Raw genomic sequence first — 25,867 nt, forward strand, 5'->3', positions numbered from 1 at the left:
CGGATCCGTTTCCGGTCAGCCGCGGAACGCCATCTGAAGCCGGCGCCCGTCGCGTTCGATGGTGATGCGCCAGACGCGCGGACGCTCTTCGCTCAATTCTTCAAGATAGCGCGTGGTCTCGATCTCGTTGCCGTTGATCTCGACGACGATGTCGCCGCGTTGAAGGCCCACACGCTGCGCCGTCGAACCCGGGCGGATGTCGGACACGACGACGCCCTCGTCCACGAAATCGATCCCGACTTCTTCGGCGACCGCCGGCGACAGGTTCATCACCTGGGCACCGGTCAGCGGCGACGACCCGAGCAGCTCACGGGTGTCGCGGGGCGTCGTCTCGGGCGGCGGCTCCAGCGCAACGGTGAGCGCAAGCCGGTTGCCGTTCCGCAGGATGGTGATTTCCGTTGTCCCGCCGACCCCCTGGGTCACGAAGCGGTAGCCGAACGCGTCCGGATCCTCCACCGGCCGGCCGGCGATCATCAGGATCAGGTCACCGACTCTGAGCCCGGCCCGATGAGCGGGGCTCTCCTCGGTCAGCCGCGTCACGAGCGCGCCGCGCGGCCGGTCGAGACCCAGACCGTCGGCGATGTCGCTGGTCACGCCCTGCATCGTCGCCCCGAACCACGGGCGCCGGATCTCGCCTTCCTCGAGCGCCGACCGCACGACCAGTTGCGCCATGTTGGCGGGAATCGCGAACCCGATCCCGAGCGAGCCGCCCGAGCGCGAGTAGATCGCGGAGTTGATGCCGACCAGCCGGCCCTGCATGTCGATCAGGGCGCCGCCGGAGTTGCCGGGATTGATGGCCGCATCGGTCTGAATGAAAAACCGATAGTCGGAGATGCCGACCTGGGTCCGGGCGAGCGCCGAGACGATCCCCTGGGTGACGGTCTGTCCCACGCCGAACGGATCGCCGATGGCAAGCACCAGATCGCCCACCTCCAGTTCGTCGGAATCCGCGAACGGCACCGTCGGGAAGCTCTCCCCGTCCGTATCCTGAAGACGCAGGATGGCAAGATCCGTGCGTTCGTCCGTCAAAAGGACCTCGGCATCGAACTCGCGGCGGTCGGCGAGCGCGACGCGGATCTGATCGGCCCCGTTGATGACGTGGTCGTTGGTGATGACGACGCCGTCTTCACCGACGATGACGCCGGACCCGAGCGACTTCTGCATGCGTTCCGGCGGCTGATCGCCCATCTGGTCCTGAAAGAAATGGCGGAACAGCGGGTCATCGAAAAGCGGCGAACGACGCACCTGAACCCGACGAGAGGCGTAGATGTTCACCACCGCAGGAATCGCTTGCTTCACGACCGGCGCGAAGGAAAGCTGGACCTGGGCCTCCGATTCCGGGACCTGGCGCTCCTGGGCGGAGGCCGGCGCGATCACTCCCCCGGTCATGGCCACGAAGAGGGCCGCTGCCGCCAGGATCCGGCCTGCGGCCGCGAATCCGGCCCGTCGATCGGTTGTGCGCGTCACTGGCGTCCTCTTTCTATCTGCGGACTGGGTCGAACCGGCGCGAAGACTGCATCCGCTCTCCCTCATCCCTGGCCGGACCCGGACGGTCTCCTCCGACCCGGCCCGGTCGCCGGCATGCAAAACGAAGACGCCCCGCATGCCGGACATGCGGGGCGAAATCGTGTCAAACGCTCACGTCGGTCGGACAGAACGGCTTACGCCGCCTCTTCCTCCGCCGCCACGCGGGCGCGGTCGGCAGCGCCGCGGGCGTCCGGATCCCGATCGACGAACTCGATGACCGCCACCGGCGCATTGTCGCCATAACGGAAACCGGCCCGCATGATGCGGATGTAGCCGCCCGGACGATCCTTCATGCGCGGGCCCAGCGTATCGAACAGCTTGGCCACGGCCTTGGTGTCGCGAACCTGGCTGATCGCCTGACGGCGGGCGTGCAGGTCGCCGCGCTTGGCCAGCGTCACCAGACGCTCGACCACCGGCCGCAGCTCCTTCGCCTTCGGCACCGTCGTGATGATCTGCTCATGCTCGATCAGCGACGCGGCCATGTTGGCGAACATCGCCTTCCGATGGCTCGACGTCCGATTCAGCTTACGGCCGCTCTTGCCGTGGCGCATCGGTCTACTCCTCGCACGTTGCGTGAAGACGCGCAGCGGCTCCCCGGGAGCCGCCGCTCAGCCCTCAATAGTGATGATCTTCGTACCGCTTGGCCAGTTCCTCGATGTTCTCGGGCGGCCAGTTGGTGACTTCCATACCCAGGTGCAGACCCATCTGCGCCAGGACTTCCTTGATCTCGTTCAGCGACTTGCGGCCGAAGTTCGGGGTCCGAAGCATTTCGGCCTCCGTCTTCTGGATCAGGTCGCCGATATAGACGATGTTGTCGTTCTTCAGGCAGTTCGCAGAGCGGACCGAAAGCTCCAGCTCGTCGACCTTCTTGAGCAGCGCCGGATTGAACGCCAGCTCCGGAACGTCCTCGCGGACCTCCGCCTTCTGCGGCTCCTCGAAGTTGACGAAGATCGCCAGCTGGTCCTGAAGGATCCGCGCGGCGTAGGCCACGGAATCTTCCGGCGACAGCGAGCCGTCCGTCTCGACCGACAGCGTGAGCTTGTCGTAGTCGAGAACCTGGCCCTCACGGGTGTTCTCGACCTTGTAGGAGACCTTCTTGACCGGCGAGTAGAGGCTGTCGACGGGGATGAGCCCGATCGGCGCGTCTTCCGGACGGTTCCGGTCGGCCGGCACGTAGCCCTTGCCGGTGTTCACCGTCAGCTCCATCCGGATGTCCGTGCCCTCGTCGAGGGTGCACAGAACGTGCTCCGGATTGAGGATCTCAATGTCGCCCACGGTCTGGATGTCACCTGCGGTCACGACGCCCGGGCCCTGCTTGCGCACGACCATGCGCTTCGGACCCTCGCCCTGCATCTTCAGGGCAATTTCCTTGACGTTGAGAACGATGTCCGTGACGTCCTCGCGCACACCCGCGATCGACGAGAACTCGTGCAACACGCCATCAATGTGCACAGAGGTGACCGCGGCCCCCTGAAGCGAGGACAGAAGCACACGCCGCAGCGCGTTGCCGAGCGTCAGGCCGAATCCGCGCTCCAGCGGCTCGGCAACGAGCGTCGCGGTGCGGCCCGGCTCGTAACCGGCCTTCACCTCGAGCTTGTTCGGCTTGATCAGCTCCTGCCAATTCTTTTGAATGATCACCGTCGCACCTTTTCGCTTGTCGGAGGCAACCCAGCCCCAAGCTGGACCACCGTCTCCGCAGTGCGGAGAAAACCCTGGATCGAACGCATATCGGCGTCCGGACCCCGGGTGAGAGTTACACGCGCCGACGCTTGCGCGGCCGGCAGCCATTGTGCGGGATCGGGGTCACGTCGCGGATGGATGTGATGGTGAATCCCGCGGACTGCAAGGCACGCAGCGCCGACTCACGTCCCGAACCGGGACCCGACACCTCAACTTCCAGCGTCCGCATGCCGTGATCGGTCGCCTTGCGCGCGGCTTCCTCGGCCGCGACCTGCGCCGCATACGGCGTGGACTTGCGCGATCCCTTGAAGCCCATCGATCCGGCCGACGACCAGGAAATCGCATTTCCCTGCGCGTCGGTGATGGTCACCATCGTGTTGTTGAACGAGGCGTTCACATGCGCGATGCCGGACGTGATGTTCTTGCGTTCGCGCCGGCGTACCCGCGTCGTGTCCTTAGCCATACTTTTCTTTCCAGTTCGATCTCGACACCGCCGTCATCCCGGCGGCTCCACCGTGCCGGCGCCCCTGAACGGAGCGCCGAACGAAATCCGTTATTTCTTCTTGCCCGCGATCGCCTTCGCCGGACCCTTCCGGGTGCGGGCGTTGGTGTGCGTGCGCTGGCCGCGGACCGGCAGGCCGCGCCGATGGCGCAGGCCGCGATAGCAGCCGAGGTCCATCAGCCGCTTGATGTTCATCGCGGTCTCGCGGCGCAGGTCGCCCTCGACGAGATAATCGCGGTCGATCACCTCGCGCAGATGCAGAACCTCGGCGTCAGACAGCTCGTTGACGCGCCGCTCGGCCTCCACGTTGACCTTGCTCGCGATCTCGCGCGCGGTCGCCGGACCGATGCCGTGAATGTACTGAAGCGCGATCACAACGCGCTTGTTGGTCGGAATGTTGACGCCTGCAATGCGGGCCACTCTTGTCTCTCCTTCTTCTCGAGTGTCCGGCTCGAGAGGTCTCTTCTATCCCGACTTGACGGAGCCATGTCGGACCGTGCGCACTCACCGGCACGCACAAAGCAAAAACGCGCCGCTCAGGTCACCTGTCGGTTCCCGGCGCCGATCCCTTGCGGATATCCGATTGGACGGGCTTAGTAGCGGATACGCAACCCCGCCGTCAAGCGGCGGCTTGGCCGTTATCCGCAGCCCTGTCACCGGGTGCTTTCCGCAAGAACGCGATCGATCTCCGAGCTGACCTCGTCAATTGCGGCCATCCCGTTGATCTGTTTCAGCAAACCCTTCTGGCGATAGAATTCCGCCAGGGGCGCCGTCTGCTCGCGATAGACATCGAGCCGCTTCTTGAGCGCCTCGGCATTGTCGTCGGAGCGCACGTTGCCGCCGCTTTCGGCGGCCCGCTTCTTCACGCGGTCGAGAAGGGCGTCCTCATCGACCACCAGCTCAATCACCACGTCGAGCTGAAGCTGCTTCTTCTCCAGAAGCGCATCCAGGGCATCCGCCTGCGGAACGGTCCGCGGAAAGCCGTCCAGGATGAACCCATTGCTGCAGTCGGGTTGGTCGAGCCGCTCCGACACGATCTGAACCACCACCTCGTCGGGAACCAGGCCACCCTGATCCATGATCGACTTGGCTTTCAGACCGACCGGCGTCTCCGCCTTCACCGCCGCCCGCAGCATGTCCCCCGTCGACAGCTGCACGATACCATGCCGTTCGACCAGCTCCTGAGCCTGGGTGCCCTTGCCGGCCCCTGGCGGCCCGAGAAGTATCAGTCTCATCGGCGCCTCCCCCTCAATTTCGCTTTCTTGACCAGCCCCTCGTACTGGTGAGCCAGCAGATGTCCCTGAACCTGGGCCACCGTATCCATCGTCACGCTGACCACGATCAGGAGCGAGGTACCGCCGAAATAGAAGGGCACTGCCGTCGCGGAGATCAGGAATTCCGGCAGGAGACAGACGATCACCAGATAGACCGCGCCAACCGCCGTGATCCGGGTCAGGACGTAGTCGATATAGTCCGCAGTCCTCTCGCCCGGCCGGATGCCGGGAATGAAGCCGCCGTGCTTCTTCAGGTTGTCCGCGGTGTCGGCCGGATTGAACACGATCGCGGTGTAGAAGAACGCAAAGAAGATGATCAGCGCCGCGTAGACCACCATGAACAGCGGCTGGCCGTGGCCGAGCAGCGCCGTCATCGTGTTCATCCAGCCCGGACCCTGGCCGGCCGAAAAGCTGGTCAGCGTGGCCGGCACCAGCAGCAGCGAGGACGCGAAGATGGGCGGAATGACGCCCGACGTGTTCAGCTTCAGCGGCAGGTGCGAGGATTCGCCCTGGAATACCCGGTTGCCGACCTGACGCTTCGGATACTGGATCAGCAGCCGTCGCTGGGCCCGCTCCATGAACACGATGAACGCGATCACGACGACGGCCAGCACGATCACCCCGAGGATGACGGCTGTCGACAACGCCCCCTGTCGGCCGAGCTCCAGCATGCCGGTGAAGGCCTGGGGCAGACCGGCCACGATGCCGGAGAAGATGATCAGCGAGATGCCGTTGCCGACGCCGCGCGCGGTGATCTGCTCGCCGAGCCACATCAGGAACACCGTGCCGCCCACCAGGGTGACCACGGTCGTGAACCGGAAGAACCAGCCCGGATCGGTGACGATGTTGCCGGCCCCTTCAAGGCCGACGGCAATGCCGTAGGCCTGGAAGATGGCCAGCACCACCGTGCCATACCGGGTGTACTGGTTGATGACCTTGCGGCCCTGCTCGCCTTCCTTCTTCAGCTGCTCGAGGCGGGGAACCACCGTGGTGAGCAGCTGGATGATGATGGAGGCAGAGATGTACGGCATGATGCCGAGGGCGAAGATCGCCATGCGCCCGACGGCGCCGCCGGCAAACATGTTGAAAACGCCCAACAGGCCCGACTGGGCCTGATTGAACGCCTGTGCCAGCGCGGCCGGATCGATCCCGGGCAGCGGGACATAGGTGCCTGCGCGGTAGACGATCAGCGCGCCGAGGGTGAACCAGATCCGTTTTTTCAGCTCCTCCGCCTTTGCGAAAGCGGAGAAGTTCAGATTGGACGCGAGTTGTTCGGCAGCCGAGACCATGGAGCGTTCCAGATGCGGAAAGGGCGCGGGCGGGGAACTCGCCTCGGCGTCAGGCCGAGGCGGTTTCGTTCGTCTTGATCTCGACCTTGCCGCCGGCCTTTTCAACCGCCTTGATGGCCGATTGGGTGGCCCCATCGACAACAAGGGTCACGCCAGTGGTAATTTCGCCACTGCCGAGGAGGCGGACACCGTCCTTCTTGCGACGGACAACGCCGGCCGCGACCAGCGCGGCAACGTCGACCGGCGCCTTGGCGTCGAGCTTGCCGGCGTCGATCGCCTGCTGCACGCGACCGATGGACACCTCGTTCCACTTCTTGCGGAAGATGTTCACGAAGCCGCGCTTCGGCAGACGCCGATGCAGCGGCATCTGACCGCCTTCGAAGCCCTTGATCGCCACGCCGGTACGGGACTTCTGTCCCTTGACGCCGCGACCGGCCGTCTTGCCCAGGCCGGAGCCGATGCCGCGGCCGACGCGCTTGCGGCTCTGGACCGCTCCGGGATTGTCGCTCAGCTCATTCAGCCTCATGGCCGTCTCCTTGTCGCGCAACGAACCGCCGTATGCGGCCGCGAAATCTGCGCTCTCAATCCATTCCCATAGAACGCCGCCTCACAATGCGCGGCCCATTGCCGCGCTCGGTGGCGTACATCAGCCTTATTCGACCACCCGAACCAGATGGCTGACCTTGTTGATCATGCCACGCACGGCCGGGGTGTCCTCGAGCGTCCGACGCCGATGCATCTTGTTCAGGCCGAGCCCGACAAGCGTCGCGCGCTGATCTTCCGGACGCCGGTTGGCGCTGTGGATCTGCTCCACGGTGACGGTCTTCCCGTCGGACTTGGCCTTCGCCTTCGGCGCCGCAGCCTTCTTGGGCGCGGCCTTCTTCGGCGCAGCCGCCTTCTTGGGCGCGGCGGCCTTTTTCGGAGCCGCGGCCTTCTTGGCGGGTTTCGCCTTCGCTTCGGCGGCCGGAGCGGCCTCGTCTTCAGCGGTTTTCGTAGCCTTTGCCATTCAAGTCTCCACCCGGAGGACGGCTGCGGAACCGGTCCGCAGCGCCACCGTTATCTCGCGTCTCAGGCCTCGGCCGAGGCGTCGCTGTCGATATCGCGGCGACGCGCCTGCAGCGAGGCGACCTTCATGCCGCGGCGGGCCGCCACAGACCGAGGGCTGTCCTCGTTCTTGAGCGCCTCGAACGCGGCCCGGACCATGTTGTACGGGTTCGACGAGCCGAGCGACTTCGCGACCACGTCCTGAACGCCGAGCGTCTCGAACACGGCGCGCATCGGGCCGCCGGCGATGATGCCGGTACCGGCCGGAGCCGCCCGCATCACGACGCGGCCCGCACCCCAGCGTCCGTTGACGTCATGGTGCAGCGTCCGGCCTTCGCGCAGCGGCACCCGGATCATGCTCCGCTTCGCCGATTCGGTGGCCTTGCGGATCGCCTCCGGCACTTCGCGCGCCTTGCCGTGACCATAGCCCACGCGGCCCTTCTGGTCGCCGACGACGACGAGCGCGGCGAAGCCGAACCGACGTCCGCCCTTCACCACCTTCGCAACACGGTTGATGTGGACGAGCTTATCGACAAATTCGCTGTCGCGCTCTTCCCGGTCCCGTTCCCGCGCCATATTCAATTCCTTCCGTTCTCTGGTCCGTTGTCCGCGCGGATCCGTTTAGAACTCGAGCCCGCCTTCGCGGGCCGCATCGGCCAGGGCTTTCACCCGGCCGTGATAGATGTAACCGCCGCGGTCGAACACGACCTTGGTGACGCCGGCGGCCTTGGCACGCTCGGCGACCAGGCGTCCGACTTCCTTCGCCGCAGCCGTGTCCGCACCCGTCTTCAGGGAACCCCGAAGATCCTTCTCCATGGAGGAGGCGGCGGCAACGGTGTGGCCGGCGGTGTCGTCGATCACCTGCACATAGATATGCTTGGACGAACGGAACACGCTCAGCCGGGGCCGCCCATTGGCAACCGCCCGGATAGAGCGACGGACCCGCGTGCGGCGGCGGTTCGTCCGGGAAAGACCCTTGGCCATCGTGGTCGTCCTTACTTCTTCTTGCCTTCTTTGCGGATGATCTGCTCGTCCGCATATCTCACGCCCTTGCCCTTATAGGGCTCCGGGGGACGGAACTCGCGGATTTCCGCGGCGACCTGTCCAACCCGCTGCTTCTCGATGCCCGCGACGACGATCTCCGTCGGCTTCGGGCACTGGATCTGGATGCCGTCCGGGATCGGATAGAGCACCTCGTGCGAGAAGCCGAGCGCCAGCTGCAGGTTCTTGCCCTGCACCTGGGCGCGGTAGCCGACGCCGGTGATCTCGAGCTTGCGCTCGAATCCCTGCGTCACGCCGTGCACCAGGTTGGCCACCATCGAGCGGGACAGACCCCACATCGACCGCGCCTTCTTGCTCTCGTCGACCGGCGTGACGGTGATCCCGTCCTCGCCCTGCGCCACCGTGACGAAATCCGGAGCCGTGAACGACAGATCGCCCTTCGGCCCCTTCACGTTGACGGTCTGGCCGTCGATCGTCGCCGTGACGCCGTTCGGCACCTCAACCGGCTTCTTGCCTACCCGTGACATCCCAAAAACTCCTTGAGCCTCGCGCCAGCTCCGTTCCGGCCGAAACGGCCGATCAGAACACCTGGCAGAGGATCTCACCGCCAAGGTTGCGCTCGCGCGCAACCGCATCGCTCATCACACCCTGCGACGTCGACAGGATGTTCACGCCGAGACCGTTCGCCACCCGAGGCAGCGTCGTCACCGACGAATACACCCGACGTCCGGGCTTGGAGATCCGCTCGATCTTCTTGATCGCCGGCTCACCGTCGAAATATTTCAGTTCGATATCGATCTCCGAACGGCCGTTGCCGTGCTCGGTGACCGTATATCCGCGGATGTAGCCTTCGCTCTGGAGCACTTCGAGCACGTTCATCCGCAGACGCGAGCCCGGCGTGTTCAGGCTCGTCTTCCGCCGCATGGCCGCATTGCGGATGCGCGTGATCATGTCCCCCAAAGGATCTGTCATCGACATCGGGGCGTCTCCTTACCAGCTCGACTTCACCAGGCCAGGGATCTGACCCTGGCTGCCAAGCTCGCGCAGCGCCACGCGCGACATCTTGAGCTTGCGATAATAGGCGCGCGGGCGCCCGGTGACTTCGCAGCGATTCACCACCCGCGACGGGGCCGCGTTGCGCGGCATCTCGGCGAGCTTCAGCTGCGCAGCGAAGCGGTCTTCCATCGAGAGCGACTGGTCGCGCGCGACCGCCTTGAGCCGCGCCCGACGGGCAGCGTGCTGCTTGGCGAGCCGCATGCGCTTCTTGTTGTTCTCGATCTTACCCTTTTTGGCCATGTCTTCGTCCCTTGCCCCGACCGTTACTTGCGGAACGGGAAGTTGAGCGCGCGCAGCAGTTCCCGCGCCTCATCGTCCGTCTTCGCCGTGGTGCACACGATGATGTCCATGCCCCAGATCTGATCGACCTTGTCGTAGACGATCTCGGGGAACACGATGTGCTCCTTGAGACCCATCGCGAAATTGCCGCGACCGTCGAAACTCTTCGGGTTCAGGCCGCGGAAGTCACGAACGCGCGGCAGCGCGATCGTCACCAAGCGGTCGATGAACTCGTACATGCGCGACCGGCGCAGGGTGACCTTGCAGCCGATCGGCATCTCCTCGCGCAGCTTGAAGCCGGCGATGGAATTCCGGGCCCGAGTGATCACCGGCTTCTGGCCCGTGATCTGCGCCAGATCGTCGGCGGCCGACTGCACCTTCTTGGAATCGCCGACGGCCTCGCCGACGCCCATGTTGATGACGACCTTGTCCAGACGCGGCACTTCCATCGGGTTGGAATAGGTGAACTGCTCCTGCAGCGCAGGGCGCACCTTCTCCCGGTATTCCGTCAGCGTACGCGGCTCGTAGTCCGCAACCGTTGCCTCAGCCATCGATCTTGTCTCCGGAGCGCTTGGCGAAGCGTACCTTCTTGCCGTCGTCTTCGATCCGGAACCCGACTCGCGTCGCCTTGCCGTCGGTCGGATCGGCGAGCGCGATGTTGGACAGGTGGATCGACGCTTCCTTGGCGATGATTCCGCCTTCCTGCGCCGGCGTCTGACGCTGGTGCCGCTGCACCATGTTCACGCCGCGCACGAGAGCGCGATTTTCTTTCGGCAGGACCTGCACGACCTCACCGGTCTTGCCCTTGTCCCGTCCGGCGAGCACCACGACGGAGTCGCCTTTCTTGATGCGCGCGGCCATTACAACACCTCCGGCGCGAGCGAAATGATCTTCATGTGGTTCCGGCCCCGGAGCTCACGCGGCACCGGACCGAAAATACGCGTGCCGACGGGCTCGCGGTTGTTGTTCACCAGGACCGCCGCGTTGCGGTCGAACCGGATCACGCTTCCGTCCGGACGACGGATGTCCTTGGCCGTCCGCACGACGACCGCCTTCATGACGTCACCCTTCTTCACACGGCCGCGCGGGCTCGCCTCTTTCACGGAGACGACGATGATGTCGCCGACCGAGGCATATTTCCGCTTCGAACCGCCGAGCACCTTGATGCACATGACACGGCGTGCGCCCGAATTGTCGGCCACGTCCAGGTTGGTCTGCATCTGAATCATGCTTCGCCGCCTTTTTTCTCTCTTTACGCCGCACCCTCAGGAGCGATCCCGCTGATACCGACCGAAGGTCAGCTCGCGACGATCTCACCCGACGGCGTCAGTGCGCCAACCACGGTCCACCGCTTGCTCTTAGACACCGGCCGGCTCTCTTCGATCACCACCCGGTCGCCCGTCTTGTAGGTGTTCGCCTCGTCGTGCGCCTGGTAGCGCTTCGTCCGGCGAACCGTCTTCTTCAGGAGCGGATGCGTGAAGCGACGCTCCACCCGCACCACGACGGTCTTGTCGTTCTTGTCGCTTACGACGACGCCCCGCAGAACCCGTTTCGGCATTGTCTCTGTCTTTCCCGTCAGCTCGTGGCCGGCGCCTTGCGGCGCTCGCTCAGGACCGTCTTGATCCGAGCGATGTCGCGGCGAACCTGCCGGACACGCGCGGTGTTCTCAAGCTGGCCGGTCGCCCGCTGGAAGCGCAGGTTGAACTGCTCCTTCTTCAGCTTGGCGAGCTCGTCCAGCAGCTCGTCGGCGGTCTTCGCCTTTACGTCAGCGGCCTTCATGCCCTGTCTCCTCGCGCTCGCGCCGTCACTCGGCGATGCGCTGTACGAAACGCGTCTTGATCGGCAGCTTCGCGGCACCGAGGCGCAGCGCCTCACGCGCGATCTCCTCGGAGACGCCGTCGATCTCGAACATGATCCGGCCCGGATGAACCCGCGCCGCCCAGTATTCCGGCGAGCCCTTGCCCTTACCCATGCGCACTTCGGTCGGCTTCTGCGACACCGGCACGTCCGGGAAGATACGGATCCACACGCGGCCCTGACGCTTCATGTGGCGCGTGATCGCCCGCCGGGCAGCCTCGATCTGACGGGCGGTCACCCGCTCGGGTTCCTGGGCCTTCAGTCCGTAGGACCCGAAGTTCAGGAACGTTCCGCCTTTCGCCGTGCCGTGAATCCGGCCCTTGTGCTGCTTGCGGAATTTGGTTCGTTTCGGTTGCAGCATCTGTCTGCTCTCGTTCTCTCAAATCCGCCGTCAGCTTAGTTCTCGTTGCGACGACGACCACCGCCGCCACCGCCAGCCTCGGCGGCCTCGGCCTGCCGGCGCTCGGACGCCATCGGATCGTGCTCAAGGATCTCGCCCTTGAAGATCCAGACCTTCACGCCGCAGGTGCCGTACGCCGTCTTCGCCGTCGCCGTGCCGTAATCGATGTCGGCACGCAGCGTATGCAGCGGGACACGGCCCTCGCGGTACCATTCCGTCCGCGCGATCTCAGCACCCCCCAGACGGCCGGCGCAGTTGATCCGGATGCCTTCGGCGCCCAGGCGCATCGCCGACTGGACCGCGCGCTTCATCGCCCGGCGGAACGCGACGCGGCGCTCCAGCTGCTGCGCGATCGACAGCGCGACCAGGGTCGCGTCGATTTCCGGCTTGCGCACCTCGACGATGTTGATGTGCACCTCAGAAGAGGTCATCTCGCCGATCTTCTTGCGCAGGCGATCGATATCGGCGCCCTTCTTGCCGATGACAACCCCCGGACGCGCCGTGTGGATCGTGACCCGGCACTTCTTGTGGGGGCGTTCGATGACGATCTTCGACACCGCAGCCTGCTTGAGCTCCTCAAGCAGCACCGTGCGGATCCGCAGATCCTCGTGGAGCAGCCGGCCGTAGTCGCCGCGATCGGCGAACCAGCGGGAATCCCAGGTCCGGTTGATGCCGAGACGCAGACCGATCGGATTGACTTTGTGACCCATCAGGCGGCCTCCTCGACTTCACGCACCACGATGGTCAGGTTGGAGAACGGCTTCTCGATCCGTCCGGCCCGACCGCGGCCACGGGCGTGGAACCGCTTCATCACCAGTGCCTTGCCCACATAAGCCTCCGAGACGACCAGGGCGTCCACGTCGAGGTCGTGGTTGTTCTCCGCATTCGCGATCGCGGACTCCAGCGCCTTGCGGACATCCTTGGCGATCCGCTTGCGCGAAAACTGAAGATCGGCGAGCGCCGTCGACGCCTTTTTGCCGCGGATCATCGTGGCCACCAGATTCAGCTTCTGAGGGCTGATCTTGAGCCGACGCACCACAGCACGCGCTTCGGTTTCGCTGAGCGCCCGGTCCCGGGAGGGCTTGCCCATCGTTATTTCCTCTTCGCCTTCTTGTCGGCTCCGTGGCCATAGTAGGTGCGGCTCGGCGCGAACTCGCCGAACTTGTGACCCACCATGTCCTCGCTCACGAGAACCGGAATGTGCTTCTGGCCGTTGTAGACGCCGAACGTCAGGCCCACGAACTGGGGCAGAATCGTCGACCGGCGCGACCAGATCTTGATCACCTCGTTGCGGCCCGATGCGCGCGACTTCTCAGCCTTCTTGAGAAGGTAGCCGTCGACAAAGGGGCCTTTCCAAACAGAGCGAGCCACGGTTCGATCCTCTTACTTCTTGCGGGCGTGACGGCTGCGGACGATGTACTTGTCCGTCGCCTTGTTCTGCCGCGTCCGCTTGCCCTTGGTCGGCTTGCCCCACGGGGTGACCGGGTGACGACCACCCGACGTGCGACCCTCACCACCACCATGCGGATGGTCGAACGGGTTCATCGCGACACCACGCGTCTGCGGACGCCGACCGAGCCAGCGCGAGCGGCCCGCCTTCGACATGTTCGTGTTCGAGTGATCCGGGTTGGACACCGCACCGACCGTCGCCATGCACTGGCCCGGAACGCGGCGCTGCTCGCCCGACGACAGACGGATCACCGTATAACCCTGGTCGCGACCGACGATCTGGGCGTAGGTCCCGGCCGAACGGGCCAGCTGACCACCCTTCTTCGGCTTCAGCTCGACATTGTGGACGATCGTGCCCACCGGCATCGACGCGATCGGCATCGCGTTGCCCGGCTTCACGTCGACCTGCTTGCCGGCCACGACCGTGTCGCCCGCGGCGAGCCGCTGCGGCGCCAGGATATAGGCGAGCTCGCCATCCTCGTAGCGGACCAGAGCGAGGAACGCCGACCGGTTCGGGTCGTATTCCAGGCGCTCGACCTTCGCAGGAACGTCGAACTTCTGCCGCTTGAAATCGATCACGCGGTAGGTGCGCTTGTGTCCGCCGCCACGATGGCGCGCCGTCTTGCGGCCGGCATTGTTGCGGCCGCCGGACTTGGTCAGCCCTTCGGTAAGGGTCTTGACCGGCTTGCCTTTCCAGAGGTCACCGCGCTCGACCGTGATGAGCTGGCGCTGACCCGGAGAGGTCGGACGGTAGGTCTTCAGTGCCATGGCTTCTGCCTTTCCGTCTTAGAGTCCGGTCGACACGTCGATCGACTGGCCTTCCGCCAGCGTCACGATCGCGCGCTTGACGTCCGACTGCCGGCCGATGGTGCCGCGGAACCGCTTCACCTTGCCCTTGCGGACCTGGGTGTTCACGCCGGTGACCTTGACCTTGAAAAGGGCCTCGACCGCCGCCTTGATTTCCGGCTTCGTCGCCGTCTTGGCCACCTTGAAGACGACCTGGTTATGCTCGGAGAGCATGGTCGCCTTCTCGGTGATCACCGGCGACAGGATCACGTCGAAATGCTTCAGGTCCGTCATTTGAACCGCTCCTCGAGGCTTTCGACGGCCGCCTTGGTCAGGACCAGCGTGTCCCGCCGAAGGATGTCGTAGACGTTGATACCGGCGACCGGGAGCAGATCCAGGTGCGGGATGTTCCGCGCCGCCTTCACGAAGGCGTCGTTCTGCTCGGCACCGTCGACGATCAGCGCATTGGCCAGGCCGAGCCCGGCCAGCTTCTCGCGCAACGCCTTGGTCTTCGTCGCATCCGTCTCCGCAGAGGCGAGCACGATCACCTTGCCGTCACGCGCCTTGGCCGACAGCGCGTGCTTCAGGCCGAGCGCCCGGACTTTCTTGGGAAGATCGTGGGCGTGGCTGCGCACCACCGGACCGAACGCCTTGCCGCCACCGCGGAACTGCGGCGCCTTGCGATCGGAGTGACGGGCACGACCGGTGCCCTTCTGCTTGTACATCTTCTTGCCGGTGGCGTTGATCTCGCCACGGGTCTTGGTCTTGTGCGTGCCGGCCTGGCGCTTGGACAGCTGCCAGCGGATCACCCGCTGCACCAGATCCTGGCGCGGCTCGAGACCGAAGATCTCGTCGGAGACGGTGATCTTGCCGTCGGACCCGCCATCCAGCGTTTTGACGTCGAAATCCATCACCCGTTCTCCTTACCCGCGGCGTCTTCCGCGCCGGTTTCGCTCGGCTGAGCGTCCACAACCTCTGCCGGCGGAACGTCGGACTGGGGCGCCGTGCCCTCGTCGTTGTCGGGCAGACGGAACGCACCCGGGGTCGGAACCTCGTCGGGGAGCTTCTTCTTGACCGCGTCGCGGACCAGGATCCAGCCGCCCTTGGCGCCGGGAACCGCGCCCTGAACCATGATCAGTCCGCGCTCCGGATCGGTGCGCACCACCTTCAGGTTCTGGGTCGTGACCCGCTCGTCACCCATGTGGCCGGCCATCTTCTTGTTCTTGAAGACGCGGCCCGGGTCCTGGTTCTGACCGGTCGAACCGTGGGCACGATGCGAGATCGACACGCCGTGGGTGGCACGAAGACCACCGAAGTTGTGCCGCTTCATCGCGCCGGCGAAGCCCTTACCGATCGACGTCCCGCTGACATCGACGAACTGTCCGGCGATGAAGTGGTCCGCCGTCAACTCGGCGCCGACCGCGATGACGTTGTCGGGGCTGACCCGGCACTCCACCACCGTCCGCTTCGGCTCCACCTTGGCCACCGCGAAGTGGCCACGCATCGCCCGCGGCGTATTCTTCGCCTTGGCGAAGCCCGCGCCGAGCTGGAGTGCGGTGTAACCGTCTTTCTCTTCGGTCCGGTGCGCCACGACCTGGCACTTCTCGACCCGAAGCACGGTCACCGGCACATGCTCGCCGGCTTCCGTGTAGATGCGGGTCATCCCGACCTTCTGTGCAATCACTGCAGAGCGCATAGCCGCGCCTCTCGTTCCTCTGGCCCGTGCCTTAAAGCTTGATCTCGACGTCCACGCCGGCGGCGAGGTCGAGCTTCATCAACGCGTCAACCGTCTGCGGCGTCGGGTCGATGATGTCCAAGAGCCGTTTGTGCGTGCGGATCTCGAACTGCTCGCGGCTCTTCTTGTCGATGTGCGGCGAGCGGTTCACCGTGTACTTCTCGATCCGGGTGGGCAGCGGCACAGGGCCGCGCACTTGGGCGCCCGTTCGTTTGGCCGTGTGCACGATCTCCTTGGTCGAAGTATCGAGCACCCGGTGATCGAACGCCTTCAAACGGATGCGAATATTTTGGCCGTTCATTTTCTATCGCGCCTTTAAGCCCGCATCGGGAAATGAAGCGGGCGCGTCCTTGAGACCGGACGCGCCCGGCAGATTAACGTTCAGACCTACTCGATGATCGAGGCGACGACGCCGGCGCCGACCGTGCGGCCGCCTTCGCGGATGGCGAAGCGCAGGCCGTCTTCCATGGCGATCGGCACGATCAGCGACACCGTGATCGCGACGTTGTCGCCCGGCATCACCATCTCCGTGCCTTCCGGCAGCTCCACCACGCCCGTCACGTCCGTCGTGCGGAAGTAGAACTGGGGACGGTAGTTGGTGAAGAACGGCGTGTGACGGCCGCCCTCTTCCTTCGTCAGGATGTACGCCTCGGCCTTGAACTTCGTGTGCGGCGTCACCGACCCCGGCTTGCACAGAACCTGGCCGCGCTCCACGTCCTCGCGGCCAACGCCGCGCAGCAGAGCACCGATGTTGTCGCCCGCCTCGCCCTGATCGAGCAGCTTGCGGAACATCTCCACGCCCGTCACCGTCGTCTTCTTGGTGTCGCGGATGCCGACGATCTCGACTTCCTCGCCAACCTTCACGACGCCGCGCTCGACGCGACCCGTCACAACCGTGCCGCGGCCGGAGATCGAGAACACGTCCTCGATCGGCATCAGGAACGCACCGTCGATCGGACGCTCCGGCGTCGGGATGTACTCGTCCACCGCAGCCATCAGCTCGCGGATCGCGCCCTCGCCCAGCTTCTGATCGCCCGCGTCCAGCGCCACCAGCGCCGACCCCTTCACGATCGGAATGTCGTCGCCCGGGAACTCGTAGGACGACAGCAGCTCGCGCACTTCCATCTCGACGAGCTCGAGGAGCTCCTCGTCGTCGACCTGGTCGCACTTGTTCATGAACACCACCAGCGCCGGCACGCCGACCTGGCGGGCGAGCAGGATGTGCTCGCGGGTCTGCGGCATCGGGCCGTCGGCGGCCGACACCACCAGGATCGCGCCGTCCATCTGCGCCGCGCCCGTGATCATGTTCTTCACGTAGTCGGCGTGGCCCGGGCAGTCGACGTGGGCGTAGTGCCGCGCGTCGGTCTCGTACTCGACGTGAGCCGTCGAGATCGTGATGCCGCGCGCCTTCTCTTCCGGAGCCGCGTCGATTTGATCGTACGCCTTGAAGTCACCGAAATACTTGGTGATCGCCGCCGTCAGCGTCGTCTTGCCGTGGTCGACGTGGCCGATCGTCCCGATGTTCACGTGCGGCTTCGTGCGAGAAAACTTTTCCTTCGCCATCGGCGTACTCCATTCGGTCTTAAATCTGTTTCAACCAGATCTTCGTTTGCGTCACGCAGGTGTTAAGCGAACTTCGCCTGAACTTCGTCAGCGACGTTCTGCGGCACCTGCTCGTAGTGGTCGAACTGCATCGTGTACTGGGCACGCCCCTGGGTCATCGACCGGAGGTTCGAGACGTAGCCGAACATGTTCGCGAGCGGCACGAAGGCATTCACCACCGACGCGATGCCCCGGGCTTCCGTGCCCTGGATCTGTCCGCGGCGGGAGTTGAGATCACCCATCACCGTTCCGGCGTACTCTTCCGGCGTCACGACCTCGACCTTCATGATCGGCTCGAGAAGCCGCGGACCGGCCTTCTGGATCGCCTCGCGGAAACCGGCCCGGGAGGCGATTTCGAACGCGAGCACGCTGGAGTCCACGTCGTGGTAGGCGCCGTCGATCAGCTCGGCCCGGATGTCCACCATCGGGAAGCCGGCGATCGGACCGGAGGTCATCACGCTGGCGATGCCCTTCTGGACGCCCGGGATGTATTCCTTCGGAACCGCGCCACCCACGATCTTCGATTCGAAGGAGAAGCCCGCACCGGTCTCGTTCGGCTCGATCACCAGCTTGACGCGGGCGAACTGGCCGGTACCGCCGGTCTGCTTCTTGTGGGTGTAATCGATCTCCGTCGACTTGGTGATCGTCTCGCGGTAGGCGACCTGCGGCTGACCGATGTTCGCGTCGACCTTGAACTCCCGCTTCATGCGGTCGACCAGGATGTCGAGGTGAAGCTCGCCCATGCCGGCGATGATGGTCTGGCCGGATTCCTCGTCGGTCTTGACGCGGAAGGACGGATCCTCCGCCGCCAGGCGATTGAGGGCGAGGCCCATCTTCTCCTGGTCCGACTTGGTCTTCGGCTCGATGGCGATCTCGATGACCGGATCCGGGAACTCCATGCGCTCCAGGATCACCGGTGCGTTCGGATCGCACAGCGTGTCGCCCGTGGTCGTCTCCTTGAGGCCGGCGAGAGCGACGATGTCGCCCGCATAGGCTTCCTTGATCTCTTCACGGGAGTTGGAGTGCATCTGCAGCATCCGGCCGACGCGCTCACGCTTCTCCTTCACCGTGTTGAGAACACTGCCGCCCTGGTCGAGCTTGCCCGAATAGATACGGCAGAAGGTGAGCGTGCCCACGAACGGGTCATTCATCACCTTGAAGGCGAGCATGGCCAGCGGGCCGTCATCCGACGAGCGGCGCTTCACGTCTTCGCCGGTCTTCACGTCGATACCGCGGATCGATTCCACGTCGATCGGGCTCGGCAGGAAGTCGACGACGGCGTCGAGCAGCGGCTGCACGCCCTTGTTCTTGAACGCGGAGCCGCAGAAGATCGGAACGAAGGTGTTGTCGATCGTGCCCTTGCGGATGACGCGCTTGAGCGCCTCCAGGTCCGGCTCATTGCCTTCCAGATAGGCTTCCATCAGGTCGTCGTCGGCTTCGACGGCGGTCTCGATGAGCTTCTCGCGATACTCCTTGGCCTGATCGACGAGATCGGCCGGAATGTCCTGGTAGTTGAACTTCGCGCCGAGCGACTCGTCTTCCCAGACGATCGCCTGCATGCGCAGAAGGTCGATGCAGCCGGCGAACTCGCTCTCGGCGCCGATGGGAAGCTGCATGACCAGCGGCTTCGTCCCGAGCCGCTCCTCGATCATCTTCAGGCAGCGGAAATAGTCCGCGCCGAGCTTGTCCATCTTGTTGACGAAGATCATCCGCGGAACGGAATACTTGTCAGCCTGGCGCCACACGGTCTCCGTCTGCGGCTCGACACCGGCGTTGGCGTCGAGGAGCGCGATGGCACCGTCGAGCACGCGCAGGGACCGCTCGACCTCAATGGTGAAGTCGACGTGGCCGGGCGTGTCGATGATGTTCAGGCGCTTGTCCTGCCAGTAAGCGGTCGTCGCGGCCGACGTGATCGTGATGCCGCGCTCCTGCTCCTGCTCCATCCAGTCCATGGTCGCGGCGCCGTCGTGGACTTCGCCGATCTTATGGCTGCGACCGGTGTAGAACAGAATCCGCTCGGTCGTCGTGGTCTTGCCGGCATCGATGTGAGCCATGATGCCGAAGTTCCGGTAGTCTTCCATTTTATGGGTGCGGGACATGGCTCGAGCCTTCCTGACCTGAACTTCGACCGATTACCAGCGATAGTGCGAGAACGCGCGGTTGGCTTCCGCCATCTTGTGCGTGTCTTCGCGCTTCTTGACTGCGGTGCCGCGATTGTTCGCGGCATCGAGGAGCTCGCCGGAGAGCCGGTCGATCATGGTTTTGTCGTTGCGCTTGCGCGCGGCCGTGATGAGCCAGCGGATCGCCAGCGCCTGACGGCGCTCCGGGCGGACCTCAACCGGCACCTGGTAGGTCGCACCGCCGACGCGCCGCGAACGGACCTCGACCTGCGGCATGACGTTGCCGAGCGCCTCGTGAAAGACGCCGACCGGATCCTGCCGGGTCTTTCCCTCGATCGCATCGAGGGCCCCGTAGACGATCCGCTCCGCGGCCGACTTCTTGCCGTGGTACATCACCGAGTTCATGAACTTGGTGATGACGATGTCCCCATATTTGGGGTCCGGCATGATCTCGCGCTTCTCGGCGCTGTGACGGCGTGACATGTTTCCGCGTCTCCGAAACTTTCCCGGTCCTCCGGCAGCGCATCCGCGCCGGAGGGTTTTTCCTTACTTCGGCCGCTTGGCGCCGTACTTCGAACGGCGCTGCTTGCGATCCTTCACGCCCTGGGTGTCGAGCACGCCACGGATGATGTGATAGCGCACGCCCGGAAGGTCCTTCACGCGGCCGCCGCGGATCATGACCACCGAGTGCTCCTGGAGGTTATGACCCTCACCAGGAATGTAGCCGATCACTTCGTACTGGTTCGTCAGACGGACCTTGGCAACCTTACGCAGCGCCGAGTTCGGCTTCTTCGGCGTCGTCGTATAGACGCGCGTACAGACGCCGCGCTTCTGCGGGTTGGCCTCCATGGCCGGAACCTTGTTGCGCTTCGCCGGCGCCTTGCGCGGCTTGCGGATCAACTGGTTGATGGTCGGCATACCTATCCGTTCCGTTGTGCCCGAACCCAAAACTTTCCCGCGGCTGGTCACGACAGCAAAAGCGCCGACGACCGCACTTCGCTCTCGCGAATGCGGACGGCGCACGAACCCAGAGGACTGCCCACCTTTCAGCGAACAGTCATGGCATCGAGCTTTTGTCGCTCATGAACCCGACAGCGTTTAAGCCGATATGATCCTGCGTCGACCGCTAGATCCAAAATTGGCTTACCGCCTGCCGCGGAAGTGGGCGGAACTTATTCACTCAGCCTACCCCCGTCAAGACGGGCCCGCCGCAAATCGTGCGGTTTTTCGCGCCTTCCGGCAAAAGCACGCTTCGACGGACCGGACTCGCGGTCGGAATCGAGGACTCGACCCTGAATCTGCCCATGATGCGCTCATGGCCGATTCCGAGGCAGCCGGATCGCTCCGGGAATCGCATGGCGCGATTCGGGGTCCCGATCAGTTGATCGAGGACGGTCCGCAATAGGTGTCGTGAATGTTGCACCCCGTCGCGCCGTCGATCGCGCATTCCTTCATGGCCTCGGTCTGGGAGGATTCGCGCGAGGCGCCGCCCCCGAGGCCGTAGGATTTCCGATCGGCGGACCGGGCGAGCGAGATGCACATGTCCGAACCGGACAGAAGCACTGTGCAGTCGCCCGTATCGGCGCCCTGGCATTCCTTCATCGCTTCGGACTTGGCGGCGTCCGCGGTCGCCTCCACGGCGAACCCGATCGTCCCGCTCTTCGTCCCGGCGGCGGCGACATGGGACCCGTCGTCCGCCGCTGCCGGAAAAGCGGCGAGCATCATTAAAAACGCGGTCGACATTGCGATGGCGATCTTCATTGCGCGTCTCCCTCGGTGGCCTCCGGCGGGCACCATAACGCCGTCAACGAGCGGGACTAAAACAAAAAGGCCGCGACGGTTTCCCGTCGCGGCCGATGTCGTGTCGTAAGCAGGTGCGGCGTGGGCCGGTCACTCGCCCGGCTGGGTCGCCCGGTCCTCGATCAGTCCGGTATCGAACTGGGCCTGCTGCTGCTTGCGGCGCTCCTCGAGGATCAGCTCGTCGCGGCGGGTGGCGATCTCGCGGATCCGGTTGATCGTTCCACCGGTACCGGCGGGGATCAGACGGCCCACGATCACGTTCTCCTTCAGGCCTTCCAGCATGTCGGCCTTGCCGTTGACCGCAGCCTCCGTCAGCACCCGGGTGGTCTCCTGGAAGGAGGCGGCCGAGATGAAGGAGCGGGTCTGCAGGCTGGCCTTGGTGATGCCGAGCAGGATCGGGTTGGCCGTCGCCGGCTTGCGGCCGGCATCGACCGCGGCCTCGTTGATCGCGTCGAGTTCGACCCGGTCGATCTGCTCGCCGGTGATCAGCTCGGTCTCGCCGGCGTCGTCCACCTCGACCTTCTGCAGCATCTGCCGGACGATGACCTCGATGTGCTTGTCGTTGATGGTCACGCCCTGCAGCCGATAGACCTCCTGGATCTCGTTGACGAGGTAGGCGGCCAACGCCTCCACGCCGTTGATCGCCAGGATGTCGTGCGGTGCCGGATTGCCGTCGAGAACGAAGTCGCCCTTCTCGATGAGGTCGCCATCCTGGAGATGGATGTGCTTGCCCTTCGGGATCAGGTACTCGACCGGCTCGAGGCTCTCGTCCTCGGGCTCGATGATGATCCGGCGCTTGTTCTTGTAGTCCTTGCCGAACCGAACCGTGCCGTCGATCTCCGCGATGACCGCGTGATCCTTCGGCCGACGCGCCTCGAACAGCTCCGCCACCCGCGGCAGACCGCCGGTGATGTCGCGGGTCTTGGCGCTTTCCAGCGGGATACGGGCCAGAACGTCACCGGCCGTGACCGAGGCGCCCCGGTCGACCGAGAGAATGGTCTCGACCGAGAGCATATAGCGCGCCTCGCCGCCGCGCGGCAGCTTCGCAACCTCGCCGCTGGCGTCCTTGATGACGATCGCCGGCTTCAGATCCTGGCCCCGAGTGTGGGACCGCCAGTCGATGACCGACCGCTTGGTGATGCCGGTGGCCTCGTCGGTGGACTCCGTCACGGACACGCCGTCCACGAGATCCTCGAAATCGACGGTTCCGTCGACCTCGGTGAGGATCGGACGGGTGTAGGGATCCCACTCGGCCAGACGCTGACCGCGCTTGATCTCGTCGCCCTCGTCGACGTGGAGCCTCGAGCCGTAGATGATCTTGTGGGTCGCCCGCTCGCTGCCGTCCTTGTCGACGATCGCGATCTGCATGTTGCGACCCATGGCAATGATCTTGCCTTCGGAGTCGCGGACCACGTTGCGGTTGCGGATCACCACCTTGCCGTCGAAAGTCGATTCCAGGAACGACTGGTCGACCACCTGCGCCGTACCGCCGATGTGGAACGTACGCATGGTGAGCTGGGTGCCCGGCTCGCCGATCGACTGGGCCGCGATCACGCCGACGGCCTCGCCCATGTTCACGGGCGTACCGCGGGCCAGATCGCGGCCGTAGCAGGAGGCGCAGACGCCGTTCTTGGTTTCGCAGGTCAGCACCGAGCGGATCTTCACCGACTGGATGCCCGCTGCCTCGACCGCCTCGACGTCACGCTCGGAGATCAGGTCGCCCGCCGCCACGATCAGTTCGCCGGTCGACGGATCGGTGATGTCCTCCCCGGCCGTACGGCCGAGAATGCGCATCCCGAGCGTCGCGACGACCTGACCGGCGTCGATGATCGCCTGCATGGTGATGCCACGCTCGGAGCCGCAGTCGCGCTCCGTGACGATGGAATCCTGCGCCACGTCCACCAGACGGCGAGTCAGATAGCCCGAGTTCGCGGTCTTCAGGGCGGTGTCGGCCAGACCCTTACGGGCACCGTGGGTCGAGTTGAAGTACTCGAGCACCGACAGGCCTTCCTTGAAGTTCGAGATGATCGGCGTCTCGATGATCTCGCCCGACGGCTTCGCCATCAGGCCGCGCATGCCGGCCAGCTGCTTCATCTGGGCCGGCGAACCACGGGCACCGGAGTGGCTCATCATGTAGATCGAGTTGATCTGCTTCTGACGCCCGGTCGCCTCGTCGCGATGAACCGCCTGAATGCGCTTCATCATCTCGTCGGCGACCCTGTCGGTGCACTTCGCCCAGGCATCGACGACCTTGTTGTACTTCTCACCCTGGGTGATCAGGCCGTCATTGTACTGCTGCTCGTATTCCTTCACGAGCTCCTGGGTCTCCTCGACCAGGCCATGCTTGGTGTCCGGGATCACCATGTCGTCCTTGCCGAACGAAATGCCGGCCTTGAACGCGTTGGTGAAGCCGAGCGACATGATCCGGTCGCAGAAGATCACCGTCTCCTTCTGCCCGCAGGCGCGGTAGACCGCGTCGATCATCCGCGAGATGTCCTTCTTGGTCATCAGGCGGTTGCAGGTGTCGAAGGGCACGTCCGGGTTCTTCGGCAGCAGGTCACCGATCATCATGCGACCAGGCGTGGTCTCATGCAGCTCGATGGTCTCGTTGCCCTCGGCGTCGACGCCGCGGTAGCGACCCTTGATCTTGGTGTGCACCGTCACCGCGCCCGACTCCAGGGCGTGGTGCAGCTCGGACATGTTGCCGAACACCATTCCCTCGCCCGGCTCGCCTTCGGCCATCAGCGACAGGTAGTAGAGGCCGAGCACGATGTCCTGGGACGGCACGATGATCGGCTGACCATTGGCCGGATGCAGGATGTTGTTGGTCGACATCATCAGCACGCGGGCTTCGAGCTGGGCTTCCAGCGAGAGCGGCACGTGAACCGCCATCTGGTCGCCGTCGAAGTCGGCGTTGAACGCCGCGCAGACCAGCGGATGCAGCTGGATCGCCTTGCCCTCGATGAGGACCGGCTCGAACGCCTGGATGCCGAGACGATGGAGCGTCGGCGCCCGGTTCAGCATGACCGGATGCTCGCGGATCACCTCGTCCAGGATGTCCCAGACCTCCGGCTTCTCCTTCTCCACCAGCTTCTTCGCCTGCTTGACCGTCGACGAATAGCCCTTCGCGTCGAGCCGCGAATAGATGAACGGCTTGAACAGCTCGAGCGCCATCTTCTTCGGCAGGCCGCACTGGTGCAGCTTCAGCTCCGGACCCACCACGATGACCGAGCGGCCGGAATAGTCGACGCGCTTGCCGAGCAGGTTCTGACGGAAGCGGCCCTGCTTGCCCTTCAGCATGTCGCTGAGCGACTTCAGCGGACGCTTGTTCGCACCGGTGATGACGCGGCCGCGGCGGCCGTTGTCGAACAGCGCGTCGACGGACTCCTGCAGCATCCGCTTCTCGTTGCGGATGATGATGTCCGGCGCACGCAGCTCGATCAGCCGCTTCAGACGGTTGTTCCGGTTGATCACGCGGCGATAGAGGTCGTTGAGGTCCGACGTCGCGAAGCGGCCGCCGTCCAGCGGGACCAGCGGGCGCAGGTCCGGCGGAATCACCGGAATGTGCGTCAGGATCATCCACTCCGGCTTGTTGCCGGACTCGATGAACGCCTCGACGATCTTCAGCCGCTTGGCGAGCTTCTTGGGCTTCAGCTCCGACGTGGATTCGGCGATCTCGACGCGCAGCCGGTCACGTTCGGACTCCAGGTCGAGCTTCATCAGCAGCTCGCGGATCGCCTCGGCGCCGATCATGGCGGTGAAGGCGTCCTCGCCGTACTCGTCCTGGGCGTGGATGTACTCTTCTTCCGACAGAAGCTGCAGCGGCTTCAGCGGCGTCAGGCCCGGCTCCAGCACGACGTAGTTCTCGAAGTACTGGATCCGCTCCAGGTCCTTCAGCGTCATGTCGAGCAGGAGGCCGATCCGCGAGGGCAGCGACTTCAGGAACCAGATGTGGGCGACCGGCGCGGCCAGCTCGATGTGGCCCATCCGCTCGCGGCGCACCCGCTGCAGCGTGACTTCCACGCCGCACTTCTCGCAGATGACGCCCTTGTACTTCATCCGCTTGTACTTGCCGCACAGGCACTCGTAGTCCTTCACCGGGCCGAAGATCCGCGCGCAGAACAGGCCGTCGCGCTCCGGCTTGAACGTGCGGTAGTTGATCGTCTCGGGCTTCTTGATCTCGCCGTACGACCAGGAAAGAATCTTCTCCGGGCTGGCGATCGAAATGCGAATCCGATCGAAGTCCTGAGTCTGCGCCTGCGTGTTGAACAGGTTCATGACTTCTTGATTCATAAAGCTCTCCTTCGCCACCGAGGGCTTGGACAGGCCCGGGAGCGCTTATCCGCTCCGCCCGTCCGATGCGCGACCGTCCGCCTCGGCCGCACCGTCAACCTGATCTCGCACCGCGCGGGACCGGCCATCCGATCCTGATCCGCGCGGGTCGCCGTGTCGGCGCGCGAGCTTG

34 protein-coding genes are annotated in these 25,867 nt (G+C 64.8%); all 34 read right to left on the bottom strand.

Translation table 11 applies throughout. The features are described 5' to 3' along the window. Positions 1-15: 15 nt before the first annotated feature. Complete coding sequence (locus tag J2S73_RS18060; RefSeq protein ID WP_306887203.1) at positions 16-1,389, bottom strand: DegQ family serine endoprotease; 1,374 nt, start codon at positions 1,387-1,389, stop codon at positions 16-18. A gap of 272 nt (positions 1,390-1,661) precedes the next feature. Further along, positions 1,662-2,078, bottom strand: coding sequence for a 50S ribosomal protein L17 (gene rplQ, locus J2S73_RS18065; protein ID WP_306887053.1), 417 nt, complete (start codon positions 2,076-2,078; stop codon positions 1,662-1,664). Between the two features lie 64 nt (positions 2,079-2,142). Continuing rightward, entirely contained in the window at positions 2,143-3,165 is a 1,023-nt protein-coding gene (locus J2S73_RS18070; RefSeq protein ID WP_306887054.1) for a DNA-directed RNA polymerase subunit alpha, read from the bottom strand. A 115-nt stretch (positions 3,166-3,280) separates the two neighbouring features. Continuing rightward, complete coding sequence (rpsK, locus tag J2S73_RS18075; protein ID WP_306887055.1) at positions 3,281-3,670, bottom strand: 30S ribosomal protein S11; 390 nt, start codon at positions 3,668-3,670, stop codon at positions 3,281-3,283. A 90-nt stretch (positions 3,671-3,760) separates the two neighbouring features. Further along, complete coding sequence (rpsM, locus tag J2S73_RS18080; RefSeq protein ID WP_306887056.1) at positions 3,761-4,129, bottom strand: 30S ribosomal protein S13; 369 nt, start codon at positions 4,127-4,129, stop codon at positions 3,761-3,763. 233 nt (positions 4,130-4,362) lie between these two features. Beyond that, on the bottom strand, positions 4,363-4,944 hold the full coding sequence (locus J2S73_RS18085) for an adenylate kinase (protein ID WP_306887057.1): 582 nt from the start codon (positions 4,942-4,944) through the stop codon (positions 4,363-4,365). Then, a complete protein-coding gene (gene secY / locus J2S73_RS18090) occupies positions 4,941-6,272 on the bottom strand; it encodes a preprotein translocase subunit SecY (RefSeq protein WP_306887058.1) in 1,332 nt (443 codons plus the stop codon). Before secY ends, J2S73_RS18085 begins: the two co-directional genes overlap by 4 nt. A 49-nt stretch (positions 6,273-6,321) precedes the next feature. Continuing rightward, on the bottom strand, positions 6,322-6,798 hold the full coding sequence (gene rplO, locus J2S73_RS18095; RefSeq protein WP_306887059.1) for a 50S ribosomal protein L15: 477 nt from the start codon (positions 6,796-6,798) through the stop codon (positions 6,322-6,324). 126 nt (positions 6,799-6,924) lie between these two features. Then, positions 6,925-7,086 carry a 50S ribosomal protein L30 gene (gene rpmD, locus J2S73_RS18100; protein WP_306887204.1) on the bottom strand — a complete coding sequence of 54 codons (162 nt, stop codon included), beginning with the start codon at positions 7,084-7,086 and terminating at the stop codon, positions 6,925-6,927. Between the two features lie 254 nt (positions 7,087-7,340). Then, positions 7,341-7,892, bottom strand: a complete 552-nt coding sequence (gene rpsE, locus J2S73_RS18105; RefSeq protein WP_306887060.1) for a 30S ribosomal protein S5 — start codon at positions 7,890-7,892, stop codon at positions 7,341-7,343. A gap of 45 nt (positions 7,893-7,937) precedes the next feature. Next, complete coding sequence (rplR, locus tag J2S73_RS18110) at positions 7,938-8,300, bottom strand: 50S ribosomal protein L18 (RefSeq protein WP_306887061.1); 363 nt, start codon at positions 8,298-8,300, stop codon at positions 7,938-7,940. Positions 8,301-8,311: 11 nt separating this feature from the next. Continuing rightward, complete coding sequence (gene rplF, locus J2S73_RS18115; RefSeq protein ID WP_306887062.1) at positions 8,312-8,845, bottom strand: 50S ribosomal protein L6; 534 nt, start codon at positions 8,843-8,845, stop codon at positions 8,312-8,314. 52 nt (positions 8,846-8,897) lie between these two features. Further along, the gene (rpsH, locus tag J2S73_RS18120) at positions 8,898-9,296 is read right to left on the bottom strand and encodes a 30S ribosomal protein S8 (RefSeq protein ID WP_306887063.1); all 399 of its coding nucleotides are present in this window, start codon (positions 9,294-9,296) and stop codon (positions 8,898-8,900) included. Positions 9,297-9,308: 12 nt separating this feature from the next. Further along, positions 9,309-9,614, bottom strand: a complete 306-nt coding sequence (rpsN, locus tag J2S73_RS18125; RefSeq protein WP_306887064.1) for a 30S ribosomal protein S14 — start codon at positions 9,612-9,614, stop codon at positions 9,309-9,311. A gap of 23 nt (positions 9,615-9,637) precedes the next feature. After that, a complete protein-coding gene (gene rplE, locus J2S73_RS18130; protein ID WP_306887065.1) occupies positions 9,638-10,204 on the bottom strand; it encodes a 50S ribosomal protein L5 in 567 nt (188 codons plus the stop codon). After that, on the bottom strand, positions 10,197-10,514 hold the full coding sequence (gene rplX / locus J2S73_RS18135; RefSeq protein ID WP_306887066.1) for a 50S ribosomal protein L24: 318 nt from the start codon (positions 10,512-10,514) through the stop codon (positions 10,197-10,199). Before rplX ends, rplE begins: the two co-directional genes overlap by 8 nt. Then, the gene (rplN, locus tag J2S73_RS18140; protein WP_306887067.1) at positions 10,514-10,882 is read right to left on the bottom strand and encodes a 50S ribosomal protein L14; all 369 of its coding nucleotides are present in this window, start codon (positions 10,880-10,882) and stop codon (positions 10,514-10,516) included. The genes rplX and rplN overlap by 1 nt, the downstream gene beginning before the upstream one ends. Before the next feature lie 68 nt (positions 10,883-10,950). Beyond that, a complete protein-coding gene (gene rpsQ / locus J2S73_RS18145) occupies positions 10,951-11,211 on the bottom strand; it encodes a 30S ribosomal protein S17 (protein WP_306887068.1) in 261 nt (86 codons plus the stop codon). A gap of 17 nt (positions 11,212-11,228) precedes the next feature. After that, on the bottom strand, positions 11,229-11,432 hold the full coding sequence (gene rpmC, locus J2S73_RS18150) for a 50S ribosomal protein L29 (RefSeq protein ID WP_306887069.1): 204 nt from the start codon (positions 11,430-11,432) through the stop codon (positions 11,229-11,231). Positions 11,433-11,457: 25 nt separating this feature from the next. Next, positions 11,458-11,871 (bottom strand): 50S ribosomal protein L16, encoded by a 414-nt coding sequence (gene rplP, locus J2S73_RS18155; protein ID WP_306887070.1) that lies wholly within the window; start codon positions 11,869-11,871, stop codon positions 11,458-11,460. A 35-nt stretch (positions 11,872-11,906) separates the two neighbouring features. Continuing rightward, a complete protein-coding gene (gene rpsC, locus J2S73_RS18160; protein ID WP_306887071.1) occupies positions 11,907-12,620 on the bottom strand; it encodes a 30S ribosomal protein S3 in 714 nt (237 codons plus the stop codon). After that, the gene (gene rplV / locus J2S73_RS18165; RefSeq protein WP_306887072.1) at positions 12,620-13,000 is read right to left on the bottom strand and encodes a 50S ribosomal protein L22; all 381 of its coding nucleotides are present in this window, start codon (positions 12,998-13,000) and stop codon (positions 12,620-12,622) included. The genes rpsC and rplV overlap by 1 nt, the downstream gene beginning before the upstream one ends. A gap of 2 nt (positions 13,001-13,002) precedes the next feature. Next, a complete protein-coding gene (gene rpsS / locus J2S73_RS18170; protein ID WP_306887073.1) occupies positions 13,003-13,281 on the bottom strand; it encodes a 30S ribosomal protein S19 in 279 nt (92 codons plus the stop codon). Positions 13,282-13,293: 12 nt separating this feature from the next. Then, the gene (rplB, locus tag J2S73_RS18175; protein ID WP_306887074.1) at positions 13,294-14,127 is read right to left on the bottom strand and encodes a 50S ribosomal protein L2; all 834 of its coding nucleotides are present in this window, start codon (positions 14,125-14,127) and stop codon (positions 13,294-13,296) included. Positions 14,128-14,145: 18 nt separating this feature from the next. Further along, positions 14,146-14,439 carry a 50S ribosomal protein L23 gene (locus J2S73_RS18180; protein ID WP_306887076.1) on the bottom strand — a complete coding sequence of 98 codons (294 nt, stop codon included), beginning with the start codon at positions 14,437-14,439 and terminating at the stop codon, positions 14,146-14,148. Continuing rightward, positions 14,436-15,056, bottom strand: coding sequence for a 50S ribosomal protein L4 (rplD, locus tag J2S73_RS18185; protein ID WP_306887077.1), 621 nt, complete (start codon positions 15,054-15,056; stop codon positions 14,436-14,438). The genes J2S73_RS18180 and rplD overlap by 4 nt, the downstream gene beginning before the upstream one ends. Further along, a complete protein-coding gene (gene rplC, locus J2S73_RS18190; protein WP_306887078.1) occupies positions 15,056-15,841 on the bottom strand; it encodes a 50S ribosomal protein L3 in 786 nt (261 codons plus the stop codon). Before rplC ends, rplD begins: the two co-directional genes overlap by 1 nt. A gap of 31 nt (positions 15,842-15,872) precedes the next feature. After that, the gene (rpsJ, locus tag J2S73_RS18195; protein ID WP_018699166.1) at positions 15,873-16,181 is read right to left on the bottom strand and encodes a 30S ribosomal protein S10; all 309 of its coding nucleotides are present in this window, start codon (positions 16,179-16,181) and stop codon (positions 15,873-15,875) included. Positions 16,182-16,267: 86 nt separating this feature from the next. Continuing rightward, entirely contained in the window at positions 16,268-17,443 is a 1,176-nt protein-coding gene (gene tuf / locus J2S73_RS18200) for an elongation factor Tu (protein ID WP_306887079.1), read from the bottom strand. A 62-nt stretch (positions 17,444-17,505) separates the two neighbouring features. Continuing rightward, positions 17,506-19,581, bottom strand: a complete 2,076-nt coding sequence (gene fusA / locus J2S73_RS18205; RefSeq protein WP_306887080.1) for an elongation factor G — start codon at positions 19,579-19,581, stop codon at positions 17,506-17,508. A 33-nt stretch (positions 19,582-19,614) separates the two neighbouring features. Continuing rightward, entirely contained in the window at positions 19,615-20,085 is a 471-nt protein-coding gene (gene rpsG, locus J2S73_RS18210) for a 30S ribosomal protein S7 (protein ID WP_306887081.1), read from the bottom strand. Positions 20,086-20,148: 63 nt separating this feature from the next. Then, positions 20,149-20,520, bottom strand: coding sequence for a 30S ribosomal protein S12 (gene rpsL, locus J2S73_RS18215; protein ID WP_306887082.1), 372 nt, complete (start codon positions 20,518-20,520; stop codon positions 20,149-20,151). A gap of 459 nt (positions 20,521-20,979) precedes the next feature. Then, complete coding sequence (locus J2S73_RS18220; protein WP_306887083.1) at positions 20,980-21,363, bottom strand: DUF4189 domain-containing protein; 384 nt, start codon at positions 21,361-21,363, stop codon at positions 20,980-20,982. Between the two features lie 129 nt (positions 21,364-21,492). Continuing rightward, entirely contained in the window at positions 21,493-25,695 is a 4,203-nt protein-coding gene (gene rpoC / locus J2S73_RS18225; protein WP_306887084.1) for a DNA-directed RNA polymerase subunit beta', read from the bottom strand. Positions 25,696-25,867: the final 172 nt, after the last annotated feature.

The organism is Amorphus orientalis, from assembly GCF_030814015.1.
Classification (GTDB): domain Bacteria; phylum Pseudomonadota; class Alphaproteobacteria; order Rhizobiales; family Amorphaceae; genus Amorphus; species Amorphus orientalis.